Consider the following 15,032-nt stretch of genomic DNA (forward strand, 5'->3'; position numbering starts at 1 on the left):
GGTGAGCGTAAATGTCCGCGATGCGGAAGCGGTATCGGCGTCCTGTCTGTGGTCGGGGGGTTTCCGCGACAGGTTGTCCATTCACTTGTCCCTCCACGCTGACGACAGTATGCTGTCAAAAACGCAGTATCCTGTCATAGTGGCTGGAGGAGTCATGAGCAGCAGCACCCGCAAGCCCGTGCACCTCGCCGTGTACGACACCCTCGCCGACTGGGAGACGGGCCACACGACCGCCCACCTCGCCCGCGCCGGGTACGGGATCCGGACGGTCGGGCCGACCCGTGAACCGGTGGTGAGCATCGGCGGCCTCCGCGTCGCGCCGGACCTGGCCCTGGCCGACGTACGGCCGGAGGACAGCTCGCTGCTGATCCTCCCGGGCGCCGATCTGTGGGACACGGGGGACGACCTCGCCCCCTTCGCCCGTACGGCACGGGAGTTCCTCGACGCCGGTGTCCCCGTCGCCGCTATCTGCGGGGCGACCGCCGGGCTCGCGCGCGAGGGGCTGCTCGACGACCGGGACCACACCGGCGCGGTCTCCTTCTATCTGGCGGCCACCGGGTACGGCGGCGGCGAGCGGTACGTCGACGCGGACGCCGTGACCGACGGGAACCTGGTCACCGCCGGTCCCACCGAGCCCGTCGCCTTCGCACGGGAGGTCTTCCGGCTGCTCGGGGTGTACGAGGGCGAGGTGCTCGACGCCTGGTACCGCCTGTTCCACGACTCGGACGCGGAGGCGTACGGCGTCCTCCAGAAGGCCGGCGTGCTGTGAGCCGTGAGCGTCAGGAACTGCTCAGCCGCAGTGCCCTCGGGGTCTTCCGGCTGAACGGCCAATTCCTTGCGGTGGCCGAGGAGTTGGCGCGTCCCGCCGGGCTCACCGCCGCCTGGTGGCAGGTGCTCGGCGCGGTCCTCGGGGAGCCGTTGCCGGTCTCCGGGATCGCCCGGGCCATGGGCATCACCCGGCAGAGCGTCCAGCGGATCGCCGATCTCCTGGTGGAACGGGGTCTGGCCGAGTACCGGGCCAATCCCGCCCACCGACGGGCCAAGCTCCTGGCACCCACGGCGGAGGGCCGGGCGGCGATCGCACGCGTCGGCCCGGGCCACACGGCGTACGCCGACCGACTGGCGGAGACACTCGGCCAGACACGGCTCGCGGAGGCGGTGGAGATGCTGGAGCGGTTGTCGGCGGCGCTCGACGAACTCGGGCCGCCTGACCGTGACACCCTCGGGCCGCGTGGTGACGAGCGGTGACGAGACCGGGGCCGGCGTGACGTGGCCGTGCGGTGGTTGGCGCGGTTCTGTGGTGTCCGGTGCGTTCGGTCGGCCTGATTCCGACGGCCTCCGCCCTCCGCCCGCCTGATCCGGGTGCCCTCGGGCCTCCCGGTGACGGGCGATGACGAGCGGTGACGGGCACGGCTTCGCCGTTACGGAACCGTAGACACCGGGCCGTCCGTCTCGTCGATTCCCCGCACTATTCTCGGTCTGTCGCGGAGCACGGAGCACCAGCGCGCGACCGGGGCGTGACCGGGGAATTCAGGGGAGGCGGCGCGGTCGTGGAGAAACTGGGGGCGGGCGATCCGCAGCGGATCGGGGCGTACCGGCTGCTGGCCCGGCTGGGCGCCGGTGGCATGGGGCACGTGTATCTGGCCCGGTCGGACCGGGGACGCACGGTCGCCGTGAAGCTGGTGCGGGAGGACCTCGCCGCGCAGGAGGAGTTCCGGGCGCGGTTCCGGCAGGAGGTGCGGGCCGCGCGGCGGGTCGGCGGCCACTGGACGGCGCCCGTGCTGGACGCGGACACCGAGGCCGAGGTGCCGTGGGTGGCCACCGGGTACGTCGCCGGGCCGAGCCTGCAACAGGTCGTCGGGCGCGATCACGGGGCGCTGCCCGAGCGGTCGGTACGGATCCTCGCGGCCGGGCTCGCGCACGCGCTCCAGGACATCCACGCCGCCGGCATCGTCCACCGCGACCTCAAGCCGTCCAACGTGCTGGTGACCATCGACGGCCCCCGTGTCATCGACTTCGGCATAGCGCGAGCCCTGGAGACACAGGCCGGGGACGGGCTCACCCGCACCGGCTCGCTGGTCGGCTCGCCCGGTTTCATGGCGCCGGAACAGGTGCGGGGCGACCGCATCACCCCGGCGTGCGACGTCTTCTGCCTCGGTTCCGTCCTCGCCTACGCCGCGACCGGCACCCTTCCCTTCGGCGCCGCGAACAGCGGTGTCCACGCCCTGATGTTCCGCATCGCCCAGGAGGAACCCGACCTGTCGGGCGTCCCCGAGGGCATCGCCGACCTCGTCCGCGACTGCCTCCGCAAGGACCCGGCCACCCGCCCCACCCTCAACCGCATCCTCGACCGCACGGGCGCCGAGGACACCGTCTCCGGCGGCCGCTCCCGCGACCCGTGGCTGCCGGGCCCGTTGGTGGCCCAACTCGGCCGCCATGCCGTGCAGTTGCTGGACACGGAGGACCCGGAGACGACGGAGCTGGAACGGGTGGAGGTGGAGCGAGCGGATCCGGCCCCGGAGAGCGGGGACAGCGGGGGCCCGGAGGCGGTTCAGGGCGCCGCGCCTGTTTCCGCCGCGATTCCTCCCGTTATTCCTCCCGTTCCTGCTTCCGCTCCTGCGCCCACTCCCGCTTCCGCCCCCGTCGCCGTAGAGAAGCCGGACCTCCTGCGTAAAGCAGCCACAGCTTCCGAGGCCTCCCCCGAGCACGCCCCCGCCTCCGACGAGTCCTCCCCGGCACCACCCGCACCGGCGCCCGTCGCGGCGCCGGACAACCACGTCCCGACGGTGGTCGCGGACCCGGCCGGAGCCACCCGGACACCGCCGCCCCCACAGCCCCCGCACCCGGCCTACGGCTACCCGCAACAGCACCCCCAGCCCTCCGCCCCCGACTACCCCCAGCCCCCCGCCCGTCAACTCCTCGGCTGGGGCGGCCAGGTGCCGTACAACCCCTACCCCCACAACGGCGGCCTCGGTGCCACCCCGCCCTACGGCCCGGGGCCGGCCGGGATGGCCCCGGTGTACGGGGAACCCCAGCCGCCGCGCAGGAACGGGCGGTCCACCGCACTCCTCGTCGTGGTCGCGCTGGTCGTCGCGCTGGGCGCCGGTGGCTCGGTGTACGCGTTGATGAAGGGCGGGAGCAACAGCGGGCGTACGAAGGCCGGTTCGGGCGGCCAGGCCACCAGCGCCGCGCCCACGACCCCGGGGCCGAGCACAGGGGAGCCGACGCCGAGCCGGTCGTCCTCGCCCTCTCCGACGACGTCCGGCGACGGTGCCGTACCCAGCGGGTACCTCGGCACCTGGAACGCGTCCATCGACAACGCCACGGGCCACAACACCCGCCAACTCGCCATCCGGCAGGGGAAGGTGGGGTCGCCGGTGCTCACCCTCGTCGCGGACGGACCCGGCTACCACTGCGAGTTCACCGCCGACCTCGCCCAAGAGCCGGGCGGGGAGAGCCCATTGGCGATCGGGGCGTCCACCGTCACCTCCGGGAAGCCGCTCTCGTCGTGCAACCCGGGCTCCGCCACCGAGATCACCCTGCTGTCGGACACCACGCTGGAGCGCGTGAGCACCAGCAACGGGGAGAAGCTGACGTACACGAAGGCCGGCTGAACCTCGGGCTGACGGTGAACTGAACTCCCTTCACGTCAGGGCCAGTTGAACGTCACGCGAACTTCGGCCAGGACCCCCTGCGTGTTTTCCGGTGCCGCTCGTACCGTGACCCCACGATCCGGCTGGGGAGCGGGGGCCCGCAGTGGAGTGGCTGAGCGCGGAGAACGTCGTCGCCGTGGGCACGGCGGTGCTCGGCATCGTCGCGTCCGGCGTGATGGTCTGGTACGAACGCCGGGTGCCGCGCCGCAAACGGATCGGCTACCGCGTCCAGATGGACAACCCCATTGGCGACGACGTCCGTTCGGGCCGCGCGAACAGACGCCTCGGTCTCTTCGACGAGGCGCCCGGCATGTCCGACGCCACCCTCGTCCTGCTGCGCATCGAGAACGACGGTTCGCAGAGCATCGCCGACAACGACTACACCGGGCGCGAACTCCACGGCCTCACCGCGGTGTTCACCGACCGCACGATCCGCGGCGTCTCGGTCACCCAGCCCGTCGGCACCGACCATCTGATGGACCACTTCACCCCGGCGGCCGGCCTCGGCTACGACACCAACACCCTGCGCATCCCGCGCGTCCCGCTCAACCCCCGCGACCACTTCAAGCTCCTGGTGCTGCTGTCCGGCGGCGACGTCGGCTGCGCGATCCGGCTCATCGGCGGCATCCGCGACGGCGAGGTGCACCCCAACCGCAGCGCCACCCCGGACGACAAGGCGCCCCTGTTCAGCCGCGCCTCCCGGCTGATCACCATCATGCTCACGGTGTGCGTGGTGACGCTGGCGGCGATCGTCGTGGTCCGCGACGACACCCCGCCGCCGATCGGCTGCGCGCACGGCACCCTCACCGTCACCGGTTCGACCGCCTTCGCCCCGGTCGTGGAGGAGGTCGCGAAGAAGTACGAACGGGACTGCGAGGGCGCGAAGGTCATCGTCGACCCGCACGGATCGACCGCGGGCGTACGGGAGTTGGAGGCCACCGGGCTCGCGTCGAAGAACGGCTCACCGGCCGTCGTGGCCCTCTCGGACGGACCCAAGCCGAGCGACATGCCGCGACTGCGCGAGAACCGGGTCGCGATGTCGGTCTTCGCGATCGTCGTCAACGACGGCATCCATCTCGACGACCTGTCCACCGCGGACGTACGACGCCTGTACCGGGGCGAGATCAAGAACTGGCGGCAGCTCGGCGGGCCGAACCTCGCCGTGCATCTGGTCAGCCGGGACGCCAACTCCGGTACGAGGCAGGTGTTCCAACGCCGGGTGCTGAAGCGCGGGGAGATCGCCAATTCCTCTGTCGACTGTGTTCACAAGGACGATCCGACGGCGCCCGTCATCCGCTGTGAACTCGACTCCACGGACCAGGTGTTGACCCAGGTCGCCGAACTCCCCGGCGCGATCGGCTACAGCGAACTCACCCTCGCCTCCGGCGCCAAGGGCCTGCACACCCTCCGGCTGGACGGCCACCCGCCCTCCGTGGACGCCATCGAACACGGCACGAGCTCCTACCCGTACCGCGAGATCGAGTACGCCTACACCTACGGCCAGCCCCCGGCCGACTCCCTCGCGTCGAGCTTCCTGACCTACCTCTCGCGGGGCAACGGCCAGGACGTGATCCGCACCCACGGCCACATCCCGTGCTGGACGCCGGAGGGCCTGAAGCTCTGCGCGTAGCTCGGCGAGCGGATCGGCTCAGCGGGGCTCGGGCGGCCGCTGCCTCGGCATGTTCGGCCGACTGCCGCCGCCCGGCCCCGGCGGCTGCGGGAACCTGCCCTGCACGACGGTCCCCTCCTGCCGGCTCCCGGGGACCACCGCGGACTGGATGCCCAGCGGCCCCGCCCCGGTCCGGAACTCCACCATCCAGTCGGCGGTCTCCACCCGGACCAGTTCCGTCACGTCCTCCGAGAAGCGCCGCAGCACCCCCAGACACCGGTCCGCGGCCTCGCTCGCCGTGCCCTCCGCGGGCCCCAGGAACTCCCGCACACCCTCCGACGCCCAGTCGAACTGGAGCACCTGGAGACGCCGCTGCACGGCCTGCGCCGTAGCGACGTCCCTCATCCAGCCGGACGTCATCCCGAAGAACCGGTCCCCGGCCACGCACGCGGCCCCCAGCAGCAGCGCCAGATAGCCCCAGGCGGCCAGCCCGTCCACCACCCCGGTGAGGTCCAGCAGGGGCAGCCCGGCGCCCGCCAGCGCGCCCAGCGCCGCGCCCGCGCGCAGCATCCGCGCGCCGCGCCGCTTCCACACCCGGTCCGTGAGGTAGCGGGCCGCCGTCTCCAGCGCCCCGCGCTCGACCCACCGGTACAGCTCGTCCAGCCGGGCCGTCGGCTCGCCCCAGTCCCCGAGCGGAAACGTCCGCCCGGCCAGATCGCCGCCTTCGGGCTGAATCTCCGGCTGACCCACCCGGCACTCCCTTACGTCGTGTGACACCTGATGCTGATGTGCCGGACCCTTCCTACCGCCCAATGGGTGGCGAAGGATCTGGTTTCACCTCTTTTCCGCCCGGAAGTGGGTCTTGATCAGGTATAGGACACGGTGAAGACTCACTCGAAAGAGTGCCGAAGCGATGACTGCCCGGACCACGTAGGCTCGTGCCGGGCGGGGGAAACCGCGCCCATCCAGCCGTATCCATGACCGACAGCCGTACGAAACCAGGAGCTGATCGTGATTCCCGGTGGTGGCCAGCCCAATATGCAGCAGCTGCTGCAGCAGGCCCAGAAGATGCAGCAGGACCTGGCGGCCGCGCAGGAGGAACTGGCGCGGACCGAGGTCGACGGACAGGCGGGCGGCGGGCTGGTCAAGGCCACCGTCACCGGTTCCGGCGAGCTGCGCGCGCTGAAGATCGACCCGAAGGCGGTCGACCCGGAGGACACCGAGACCCTCGCGGACCTCATCGTCGCGGCGGTCCAGGCGGCCAACGAGAACGCGCAGACCCTCCAGCAGCAGAAGCTCGGCCCGCTCGCGCAGGGTCTCGGCGGCGGCAGCGGTATCCCCGGTCTGCCTTTCTAAGACGGCCCGCGGCCAACTACGGTACGTACGGCACGTACCGCTCGACTTCCAGGAAGGGCAGGCAGTCCGTTGTACGAAGGCGTGGTCCAGGACCTCATCGACGAATTGGGGCGACTCCCCGGCGTCGGTCCCAAGAGCGCGCAGCGGATCGCCTTCCACATCCTGCAGGCGGAGCCGACGGACGTACGGCGGCTCGCGCAGTGCCTGATGGAGGTCAAGGCGAAGGTCCGCTTCTGCGCGACCTGCGGCAATGTCGCGCAGGAAGAGCTGTGCGGCATCTGCCGCGACCCGCGCCGCGACCTCACGGTGATCTGCGTGGTCGAGGAGCCGAAGGACGTCGTGGCGGTTGAACGCACCCGCGAGTTCCGGGGCAAGTACCACGTCCTGGGCGGCGCGATCAGCCCGATCGAAGGTGTCGGACCCGACGACCTGCGTATACGAGAACTTCTCGCGCGGTTGGCCGACGGTACGGTCACGGAACTGATCCTTGCCACGGACCCCAATCTGGAAGGCGAGGCCACGGCCACGTACCTCGCCCGCATGATCAAGCCCATGGGCCTCAAGGTCACCCGCCTGGCCAGCGGCCTCCCGGTGGGCGGCGACCTGGAATACGCGGACGAGGTGACCCTCGGCCGCGCCTTCGAGGGGAGACGACTCCTAGATGTCTGACGCCACGCTGCATGCCACCGATCCGGACCCGGACGACTTCGCGGTCCAGATCGCGGACCAGGTCGAGAGCTTCCTGGTGGCCGTGTTCGAGGTAGCGAAGGGCGAGGACCCGGACTCCGCGGTCCCCTTCCTCCTCCTTGAGGTGTCCCAACTCCTCCTGGCGGGCGGCCGGTTGGGCGCGCACGAGGACATCCTCCCGGACGAGCGCTACGAGCCCGACCTGGGCCCGGAGCCGGACGTGGACGAGATCCGCGAGCGCTTCGCGGTGATGCTGGAGCCGATCGACGTGTACTCGGAGGTCTTCGACCCCTACGAGCCGCGCAAGGCCCCGGTACCGGCCCGTATCTCGGATGACCTCGCCGACGTCATCACCGACCTCCGCCACGGCATGGCCCACTACCGCGCCGGCCGCACCACGGAGGCCATGTGGTGGTGGCAGTTCTCCTACTTCTCCAACTGGGGCTCCACCGCCTCGGCAACCCTCCGCGCCCTCCAGTCCCTGGTCGCCCACGTCCGCCTCAACCAGCCCCTCCCGGAACTGGACGGCCTGGACACGGACCAGAGCGTCATGGGCGACGAGACCCTGGAGTTCGAGGCGGGCGCGGTGATGGCGGAGGAGATCGCGGGACCGCTGGGGATCAGGCCGGTGAAGTGACCCAGATGGGTTGCGACCTGCGAGGGTTCCGCGAGGCGCAGGACTGACACAGGTTGCCGACGCCAGGGACACGAACGGTGGCCGGGGCTGGTGCGGGTGGGCGTTGGGCGGCGTCGTTCATTGGAGGATTTGGGCCACGTCCGGCGGGCTCACCCCTCGCCCACCTGCGCACAAGTCGGACCCGGTTGCCCGAATCCTCCGATTACGCATCCCGGGGCGGTGGTCGGAGTGTGCCGTCCACTGCGTCGACTACTCGCTGCGCCATGCCCCCGAGACCGTGCGGCTGGAGTTCATCAAGGGGAAGGTCCAGGTCAAGTCCGCGCCGGACGGCAACCACCGCGAGGTCCACATGTGGCCACTGGAGCGGCGCATGCAACTGCGTCCCGACCTTCGCCTCTGTCCGGAGCGGGGCCTCAAGACCGAGGCCTATCGCAAGGGGCGCGCTCGCGCGGACGGAATCCTGGTGCCCAAGGGCGGCCTCAAGGGGCATGGGGAGTGGTCCGAGGCCGGGGGAGTACTGATGGCGGTGGAGATCACGTCGTACGACTCCGACACGAATCAGCGCGACCGGGTCGAGAAGCCCGACGGGTACGCGGCCGCAGGCATCCCCGTCTACCTCCTCATCGACCGTGACGACTGCTCGGTCGTTCTGCTCAACCAGCCCGAGGACGGCCGGTACCGCCACCAGGAGAAGCTCCCCTTCGGCGCGACCATCGAGATCCCGGGCCCCGTGAACATCACCCTGGACACCGAGCCCCTCAAGGAGTTCGCCGACTGATCACAGCCCCCACACCCCCTTCCCCACCGCCGTCACCCCACCCGCCAACGCCAACGACAACACCAGCACCCGCGCCCGAGGTTCAGGTATCCGCCCAGCCAGCCCCCGCCCGATCACCCCGCCCACCACCATCGCGGCGACGACCGCGACCCACTGCGGTGTACGCAAACTGGGCACCCCGTTCGCCGCGACCGAGAACGCGTTGACGACGACGCCGTAGAACTGGGCGTTGGGGACGAACTCCCGTACCGTCCAGCCCGCGTTGACCGCGTACAGGGAGATCGGTGGGCCGCCGACGCCCGCCGCCGCGTTCATGAAGCCGCCCGCCGCGCCCGCCGCGACCGCGCCCTTCGTGCCGCGCAGGGCCGGGACCCGGGCGCCGCGCATCACCAGGAGGACGGCTGCCGTCACCAAGCCTCCCATCACCAACAACAGGACCGGTGGGGGGAGTTGGCGGGTCATCCAGGCGCCCGCCGGTACCGTGCAGACCGCCGCCGCGCACAGGGGGACCATCGCGCGGGCCCGGACCTGTCGCCAGCCGCCTGCCAGGCCCACGACGCTGATCGCGCCGGCGGCGCAGTTGGCGAGGACCACTCCCTGGGACGGGCCGAGGAGGAGGACGAGGGCCGGGACGGCGACCAGGGCGAAGCCCATGCCCGTGAGCCACTGGACGGAGGCACCGAGCAGGACGATTCCGCCCAGGAGCATGTCGGTGGTCATGGAGCAACATCATTCAGGGGGAGGGTGTAGCCCGCTACACCCTCGGTTCGGGACCGCACTCCCTCGTCGCGGACCTGCGGAAACGGGATCGTTGAACTCGTCAGCCGGTGAACGAGCCACCGGCTCCGAGATCCCAAGGATGCCCGTCATGAAGAACCTCCTCTCCTCCAAGCCCGTCCTCTGGTTCCTCTTCCTGTTCAACCTGGTCGTCGCCGCGGTCGCCCCCTTCGTGGTCGACGGAACGCAGGGCGTGATGACCGCCGTCGGTATGGGCGTCGTGTCGCTGGGAGCCGGTGTCAGCCTCGTCCGGGACCGTGGTCAGGCGGTCGCAGCGCGTTAATTGGGCCAGCCCTGGCCGACCCCTGTACGTCCGCTGCACGGGCGCTAACCGGCCGAAAGCGAGGCTGGAGTCATCCCAAAAGGCACCAGTACCACTGGAGTTGAGATGACCCGCCGGTCCATGAGCAAGCGTGCAGCAGTCGTCACCGTCACCACCGTCCTGGCCCTCGGTACCCTCGGCACCGTCGCCGCGACCGCCGGGCCCCAGCACGACGCCAAGCCCAGCAAGAAGCAGATAGCCGCCCTCTTCGACGGCTGGAACGCCGCCCTGCAGACCGGCGACCCGAAGAAGGTCGCGAACCGGTACGCGCCGGACGCCGTCCTCCTGCCGACCGTCTCCAACGAGATCCGCACCGACCGTGCCGAGATCGTCGACTACTTCGAGCACTTCCTGCCGAACAAGCCGGTCGCGAAGAAGGTCGAGACGTACATCAACGTCCTCGACAGCGACTCGGCCATCGACGCGGGCGCCTACGACATCACGCTCACCGACCCGAAGACCGGCAAGAAGCGTGTGGTGGAGGCCCGTTACACCTACGAGTACGAGAAGCGCGGCGGCAAGTGGCTGATCGTCAACCACCACTCCTCGGTGATGCCCGAAGGGTGATGACCACCGACAGCCCGCTGTCGGGCGCGTCCCGCAGAGCCACCGTTCCGCCGTCGTCCGTCACCAACTGGCGTACGACGGCGAGGCCCAGGCCCGAACCGGAGCGTCCGGTGAGGCCCTGGCCGCGCCAGAAGCGGTCGAAGGCGCGGGACTTGTCCGCGTCGGACATGCCGGGGCCCTCGTCCGCCACCGTCAACTCGACCTCGTCGCCCCGGAGTTCGGACCGTACGGTGATCGTCGCGCCGTCCGGTGACACCTCCAGGGCGTTCGACAGCACGTTGTCCAGGACCTGTTCGAGATGACCGGGACTGGCCAGCACGAGCGGCCGGCCGTCGACGACACTCCCCCCGAGCGCGATGTGTACTCCGCGCTCGTCGGCGGCCGGTCTCCACACCGAGAGGCGTTCGGCCACGATCTCCCGAAGCGGTAGAGGTTCCGCCGCCGTCACCTTCGCCTCGGCCCGCGCCAGCACCAGCAGGCCGTTGACCAGGCGGCTCATCCGGACCACCTCCGCCGTCGCCTGTTCCACGTCCTCCCGTACGAACTCGTCGTCCACGCCGTCCGCGATGTTGTCCAGCGAGAGTCTCAACGCCGTGAGCGGGGTGCGGAGTTGGTGGGAGGCGTCGGCCACGAAGATGCTCTGCGAGGCGATGAGGGTGTCGAGGCGTTCGGCACCCTGGTTGAGGGTGCGGGCGAGTGTCTGCGTCTCGTGCGGGCCCGTCACGGGGGAGCGGGCGGTCAGGTCGCCGTCGCTGAACTTGCTCGCCATGTCGTTGAGTTGGCGCAGAGGGCGGGTGAGGCGGCGGGCCACGATCGCGCCCAGGCCGGCCGCCACCGCCAGGACGGCGAGGGCGAGGATCGCCCGGAAACCCCAGATCTGAATCAGGCGCCGGGTCAGGTCGGAGGTCGGGTACGTGATGCGTACGGCGCCGACCGTCCGGCCGTCGCGCTTCGCCGGTGCCGTCACCTCCAACTCCCCGTCGCCCCAGTGTGTCGCGGTCTTCGCGCGCGAGGCCGGCAGCACCTCGGCCGTGCCGGGGGTCTCCTGCGCGTACGCCACGACCATGCGGTCCAGGGCGGCGCGCGAGGCGGCGTCGCCGCTCAGGAGGAGGGCCATCGTCTTCGCCTCACGCTCCACCGACTGCTCGGTGTCACCGCGGAGTTGGGCGGTCAGCGTGAAGGCGACGGGCACGGTGAACGCGGTCAGCGCCACGGCCACGAGCAGGACGTAGCTGACGATGAGCTGCCGGATCATGAGGGAGACGCGCTGTCTGTGATCTCCAGGCGGAAACCGACCCCTCGTACCGCGTCGATCGTGATCGCGCCCGCCAACTTCCGCCGTAGCGCCGCCACATGGACGTCGAGCGTCTTCGTCGGGCCGAACCAGTTCGCGTCCCAGACCGCTTCCATGATCTGCTCGCGCGACATCAGCGCGCCGGGCTCCTCGGTGAGGAACGACAGCAGGTCGTACTCCTTGGGCGCGAGGGGGACCTCCTCGCCGTCGAGGCGGACGCGGGCGGCCTTGCGGTCGATGGTGAGGCGGGTGCCGTACTCGTCGGGGCCGGCGGCCTCGGCGGCGGCGCGGGGCTGGGCGCGGCGCATCACCGCCCTTATGCGTGCGATGACCTCCCGGACGCCGAACGGTTTCGAGACGTAGTCGTCCGCGCCCAGTTCCAGGCCGACCACCCGGTCCGTCTCGTCGCTGCGCGCGCTGATCACGATGATCGGGACGTCGCCGCGGGCGCGCAGCGCCTTGCAGACGTCGAGGCCGTCGGTGTCGGGCAGGCCGAGGTCGAGCAGGACGACGTCGTAGGGGGCGGAGTGGGCCAGGGCGGCGGCGCCCGTGGTGACCCAGTCGACCTCGAAGCCGTAGCGGATCAGTCCGCGTCGCAGGGACTCGGCGACCGGCTCATCGTCTTCCACCAGAAGTACGCGCACACGGCGCACCTTAATGCTTGAAACTTAATTCACAGGCGTGACCTGTGACCCTTGGCACTTTTCCCGCACCCCTTGAGTGGGCATGCGCTGACCTGGGCGTCCGAATCTCACCATGCGATACCTGGGAAGGGAATTTCGGGCGCTCGTTAAACTGAGCCGACACACAGGACTGAGCGAGGAGCGCACGTGGGCCTTGTCGTGCAGAAGTACGGAGGCTCCTCCGTAGCCGATGCCGAGGGCATCAAGCGCGTCGCCAAGCGAATCGTCGAAGCGAAGAAGAACGGCCACCAAGTGGTCGTCGTCGTTTCCGCGATGGGCGACACGACGGACGAGCTGATCGATCTCGCCGAGCAGGTATCTCCGATGCCCGCCGGGCGTGAGTTCGACATGCTGCTGACCGCCGGAGAGCGGATCTCCATGGCGCTGCTGGCCATGGCGATCAAGAACCTGGGCCACGAGGCCCAGTCGTTCACGGGCAGCCAGGCAGGCGTCATCACCGACTCGGTCCACAACAAAGCGCGGATCATCGACGTCACGCCCGGTCGCATCCGTACGGCGTTGGACGAGGGCAACATCGCCATCGTCGCCGGGTTCCAGGGCGTCAGCCAGGACAAGAAGGACATCACCACGCTGGGGCGGGGTGGCAGCGACACCACCGCCGTCGCCCTCGCCGCCGCGCTCGACGCCGAGGTGTGCGAGATCTACACCGACGTCGACGGTGTGTTCACCGCCGACCCGCGGGTGGTGCCGAAGGCGCGGAAGATCGACTGGATCGTCTTCGAGGACATGCTGGAGCTCGCCGCCTCCGGCTCCAAGGTGCTGCTCCACCGCTGTGTGGAGTACGCCCGCCGATACAACATCCCGATCCATGTGCGGTCCAGCTTCAGCGGACTTCAGGGCACATGGGTCAGCAGTGAGCCGATTGGGGACCAGAAGGTGGAGCAGGCCATCATCTCCGGTGTCGCGCACGACACCTCCGAGGCCAAGATCACGGTCGTCGGCGTGCCCGACAAGCCGGGCGAGGCCGCGGTGATCTTCCGGACGATCTCCGACGCGCAGGTCAACATCGACATGATCGTGCAGAACGTGTCGGCGGCCTCGACGGGCCTCACGGACATCTCCTTCACCCTCCCCAAGGCGGAGGGCCGCAAGGCCATCGACGCCCTGGAGAAGAACAAGGGCGGCATCGGCTTCGAGTCGCTGCGCTACGACGACCAGATCGGCAAGATCTCCCTGGTCGGCGCCGGCATGAAGACGAACCCCGGCGTCACCGCCGACTTCTTCACCGCCCTGTCCGACGCGGGCGTCAACATCGAGCTGATCTCGACCTCCGAGATCCGTATCTCGGTGGTCACCCGCGCCGACGACGTCAACGAGGCCGTCCGCGCCGTGCACACGGCGTTCGGCCTCGACTCCGACAGCGACGAGGCCGTCGTCTACGGAGGCACCGGCCGCTGATGGCCAGCACCGGAGCGACCGTGCGTCCGACGCTCGCCGTGGTCGGCGCGACCGGGGCCGTCGGCACGGTCATGCTCCAGATCCTGTCCCAGCATGCGGACATCTGGGGCGAGATCCGCCTGATCGCCTCTCCGCGCTCGGCCGGCCGCAAGCTGGCCCTGCGCGGGGAGCAGGTCGAGGTGGTGGCCCTGACGGAGGAGGCCTTCGACGGCGTCGACGTCGCGATGTTCGACGTCCCCGACGAGGTCGCCGCCCAGTGGGCGCCGGTCGCCGCCGCCAAGGGCGTGGTCGTCGTCGACAACTCGGGCGCCTTCCGGATGGACCCCGAGGTGCCCCTGGTGGTCCCCGAGGTCAACCCGCACAAGGTCCGGCACCGTCCGCGCGGGATCATCGCCAACCCGAACTGCACGACCCTGTCGATGATCGTCGCCGTGGGCGCGCTGCACGCCGAGTTCGGGCTGCGCGAGCTGGTGGTGTCGTCGTACCAGGCGGTGAGCGGGGCCGGGCGCGCCGGTGTGGACACCCTGCGCCAGCAGCTGTCCCTCGTGGCCGGTACGGACCTGGGCACCAAGCCCGGTGACGTACGGCGGGCCGTCGGGGACAACACCGGGCCGTTCCCGGAGCCGGTCGCGCTGAACGTCGTACCGTGGGCCGGGTCGCTGCGTGAGGACGGCTGGTCCTCGGAGGAGATGAAGGTGCGGGACGAGTCCCGCAAGATCCTCGGGCTGCCCGCGCTGCCGGTCGCGGTGACCTGCGTGCGCGTCCCGGTGGTCACCACGCACTCCCTGACCGTCCACGCCCGCTTCCAGGGCGAGGTCACCGTCGACGGGGCGCGCGAGATCCTCGCCACGGCCCCGGGGGTCGTCCTGTTCGACAATCCGGCCGCCGGGGAGTTCCCCACGCCCGCCGACGTGGTGGGCACCGACCCGACGTGGGTGGGGCGGCTGCGGCGGGCGCTGGACGACCCGACGGCGCTCGAACTGTTCGTCTGCGGCGACAATCTGCGCAAGGGAGCCGCCCTCAATACCGCGCAGATCGCCGAGCTGGTGGCCCGCGAGCTGGCGTGAGTGCAGGCCCCACCTACCCTGCCCGGCCGTAAATCTGCTGGCCAGTGGCGCACGAGTTTGTAGGATCAGCGTGCGCGATGTGGCCGGATTAATGGTTGGGACCCCTTGAATCCAGCCACCTCCGCATCCGAAGATTTCACTCCCCGCTTCCCGCAACCGCGCGGCGAGCGGGGAGCGTCTTTG

16 protein-coding genes are annotated in these 15,032 nt (G+C 70.4%); 12 read left to right on the top strand and 4 right to left on the bottom strand.

Annotation, left to right across the window (positions count from 1 at the left end; genetic code table 11):
• Nucleotides 1-154: 154 nt before the first annotated feature.
• The 4 genes from OG496_RS30735 to OG496_RS30750 all read left to right on the top strand — a co-directional run bounded on the left by OG496_RS30735 (nucleotide 155) and on the right by OG496_RS30750 (nucleotide 5,283).
• A complete protein-coding gene (locus OG496_RS30735; protein ID WP_366494477.1) occupies nucleotides 155-769 on the top strand; it encodes a type 1 glutamine amidotransferase family protein in 615 nt (204 codons plus the stop codon).
• Nucleotides 766-1,248, top strand: coding sequence for a MarR family transcriptional regulator (locus tag OG496_RS30740; RefSeq protein WP_366494476.1), 483 nt, complete (start codon nucleotides 766-768; stop codon nucleotides 1,246-1,248). The genes OG496_RS30735 and OG496_RS30740 overlap by 4 nt, the downstream gene beginning before the upstream one ends.
• A 302-nt stretch (nucleotides 1,249-1,550) precedes the next feature.
• A complete protein-coding gene (locus tag OG496_RS30745; protein ID WP_405973214.1) occupies nucleotides 1,551-3,614 on the top strand; it encodes a protein kinase domain-containing protein in 2,064 nt (687 codons plus the stop codon).
• 142 nt (nucleotides 3,615-3,756) lie between these two features.
• On the top strand, nucleotides 3,757-5,283 hold the full coding sequence (locus OG496_RS30750; protein ID WP_405973215.1) for a substrate-binding domain-containing protein: 1,527 nt from the start codon (nucleotides 3,757-3,759) through the stop codon (nucleotides 5,281-5,283).
• Nucleotides 5,284-5,301: 18 nt separating this feature from the next.
• Here the strand turns inward: OG496_RS30750 and OG496_RS30755 are convergent, their stop codons facing one another.
• A complete protein-coding gene (locus tag OG496_RS30755; protein WP_405973216.1) occupies nucleotides 5,302-6,012 on the bottom strand; it encodes an SLATT domain-containing protein in 711 nt (236 codons plus the stop codon).
• A gap of 261 nt (nucleotides 6,013-6,273) precedes the next feature.
• On the opposite strand from OG496_RS30755, the gene OG496_RS30760 reads away from it, so the two are divergent.
• The 4 genes from OG496_RS30760 to OG496_RS30775 all read left to right on the top strand — a co-directional run bounded on the left by OG496_RS30760 (nucleotide 6,274) and on the right by OG496_RS30775 (nucleotide 8,720).
• Nucleotides 6,274-6,618 (top strand): YbaB/EbfC family nucleoid-associated protein, encoded by a 345-nt coding sequence (locus OG496_RS30760; RefSeq protein ID WP_266860004.1) that lies wholly within the window; start codon nucleotides 6,274-6,276, stop codon nucleotides 6,616-6,618.
• A 69-nt stretch (nucleotides 6,619-6,687) separates the two neighbouring features.
• A complete protein-coding gene (gene recR, locus OG496_RS30765; protein ID WP_019063094.1) occupies nucleotides 6,688-7,287 on the top strand; it encodes a recombination mediator RecR in 600 nt (199 codons plus the stop codon).
• Nucleotides 7,280-7,942 carry a DUF5063 domain-containing protein gene (locus OG496_RS30770; RefSeq protein ID WP_405973217.1) on the top strand — a complete coding sequence of 221 codons (663 nt, stop codon included), beginning with the start codon at nucleotides 7,280-7,282 and terminating at the stop codon, nucleotides 7,940-7,942. Before recR ends, OG496_RS30770 begins: the two co-directional genes overlap by 8 nt.
• A gap of 277 nt (nucleotides 7,943-8,219) precedes the next feature.
• The gene (locus tag OG496_RS30775) at nucleotides 8,220-8,720 is read left to right on the top strand and encodes a Uma2 family endonuclease (protein ID WP_405973218.1); all 501 of its coding nucleotides are present in this window, start codon (nucleotides 8,220-8,222) and stop codon (nucleotides 8,718-8,720) included.
• On the opposite strand, the gene OG496_RS30780 is transcribed toward OG496_RS30775, so the two are convergent.
• A complete protein-coding gene (locus tag OG496_RS30780) occupies nucleotides 8,721-9,440 on the bottom strand; it encodes a TSUP family transporter (RefSeq protein ID WP_405973219.1) in 720 nt (239 codons plus the stop codon).
• 148 nt (nucleotides 9,441-9,588) lie between these two features.
• On the opposite strand from OG496_RS30780, the gene OG496_RS30785 reads away from it, so the two are divergent.
• Nucleotides 9,589-9,780 carry a hypothetical protein gene (locus tag OG496_RS30785; RefSeq protein WP_366494470.1) on the top strand — a complete coding sequence of 64 codons (192 nt, stop codon included), beginning with the start codon at nucleotides 9,589-9,591 and terminating at the stop codon, nucleotides 9,778-9,780.
• Nucleotides 9,781-9,885: 105 nt separating this feature from the next.
• Nucleotides 9,886-10,386, top strand: a complete 501-nt coding sequence (locus tag OG496_RS30790; protein ID WP_366494469.1) for an SgcJ/EcaC family oxidoreductase — start codon at nucleotides 9,886-9,888, stop codon at nucleotides 10,384-10,386.
• Here OG496_RS30790 and OG496_RS30795 read toward each other — a convergent pair.
• On the bottom strand, nucleotides 10,352-11,641 hold the full coding sequence (locus OG496_RS30795; RefSeq protein ID WP_405973220.1) for an ATP-binding protein: 1,290 nt from the start codon (nucleotides 11,639-11,641) through the stop codon (nucleotides 10,352-10,354). The genes OG496_RS30790 and OG496_RS30795 overlap by 35 nt on opposite strands.
• Nucleotides 11,638-12,324: a response regulator transcription factor gene (locus tag OG496_RS30800; RefSeq protein WP_405973221.1), complete on the bottom strand. Its 687-nt coding sequence runs from the start codon at nucleotides 12,322-12,324 to the stop codon at nucleotides 11,638-11,640. Before OG496_RS30800 ends, OG496_RS30795 begins: the two co-directional genes overlap by 4 nt.
• A gap of 186 nt (nucleotides 12,325-12,510) precedes the next feature.
• Between OG496_RS30800 and OG496_RS30805 the strand changes: the two genes are divergently transcribed.
• Nucleotides 12,511-13,782 (top strand): aspartate kinase, encoded by a 1,272-nt coding sequence (locus OG496_RS30805; RefSeq protein ID WP_266860030.1) that lies wholly within the window; start codon nucleotides 12,511-12,513, stop codon nucleotides 13,780-13,782.
• Entirely contained in the window at nucleotides 13,782-14,849 is a 1,068-nt protein-coding gene (locus OG496_RS30810; RefSeq protein WP_405973222.1) for an aspartate-semialdehyde dehydrogenase, read from the top strand. The genes OG496_RS30805 and OG496_RS30810 overlap by 1 nt, the downstream gene beginning before the upstream one ends.
• Nucleotides 14,850-15,032: the final 183 nt, after the last annotated feature.

The sequence above is a fragment of the Streptomyces sp. NBC_00988 genome, from assembly GCF_045162645.1.
Taxonomy (GTDB): Bacteria; Actinomycetota; Actinomycetes; order Streptomycetales; family Streptomycetaceae; genus Streptomyces.

What these genes read in the sequence shown, in the direction of transcription:
- OG496_RS30735 (WP_366494477.1), top strand. Translation starts at nt 155, where the DNA reads ATGAGCAGCAGCACCCGCAAGCCCGTGCACCTCGCCGTGTACGACACC.
- OG496_RS30770 (WP_405973217.1), top strand. Translation starts at nt 7,280, where the DNA reads ATGTCTGACGCCACGCTGCATGCCACCGATCCGGACCCGGACGACTTC.
- OG496_RS30780 (WP_405973219.1), bottom strand. Translation starts at nt 9,440, where the DNA reads ATGACCACCGACATGCTCCTGGGCGGAATCGTCCTGCTCGGTGCCTCC.
- OG496_RS30785 (WP_366494470.1), top strand. Translation starts at nt 9,589, where the DNA reads ATGAAGAACCTCCTCTCCTCCAAGCCCGTCCTCTGGTTCCTCTTCCTG.
- OG496_RS30790 (WP_366494469.1), top strand. Translation starts at nt 9,886, where the DNA reads ATGACCCGCCGGTCCATGAGCAAGCGTGCAGCAGTCGTCACCGTCACC.
- OG496_RS30795 (WP_405973220.1), bottom strand. Translation starts at nt 11,641, where the DNA reads ATGATCCGGCAGCTCATCGTCAGCTACGTCCTGCTCGTGGCCGTGGCG.
- OG496_RS30810 (WP_405973222.1), top strand. Translation starts at nt 13,782, where the DNA reads ATGGCCAGCACCGGAGCGACCGTGCGTCCGACGCTCGCCGTGGTCGGC.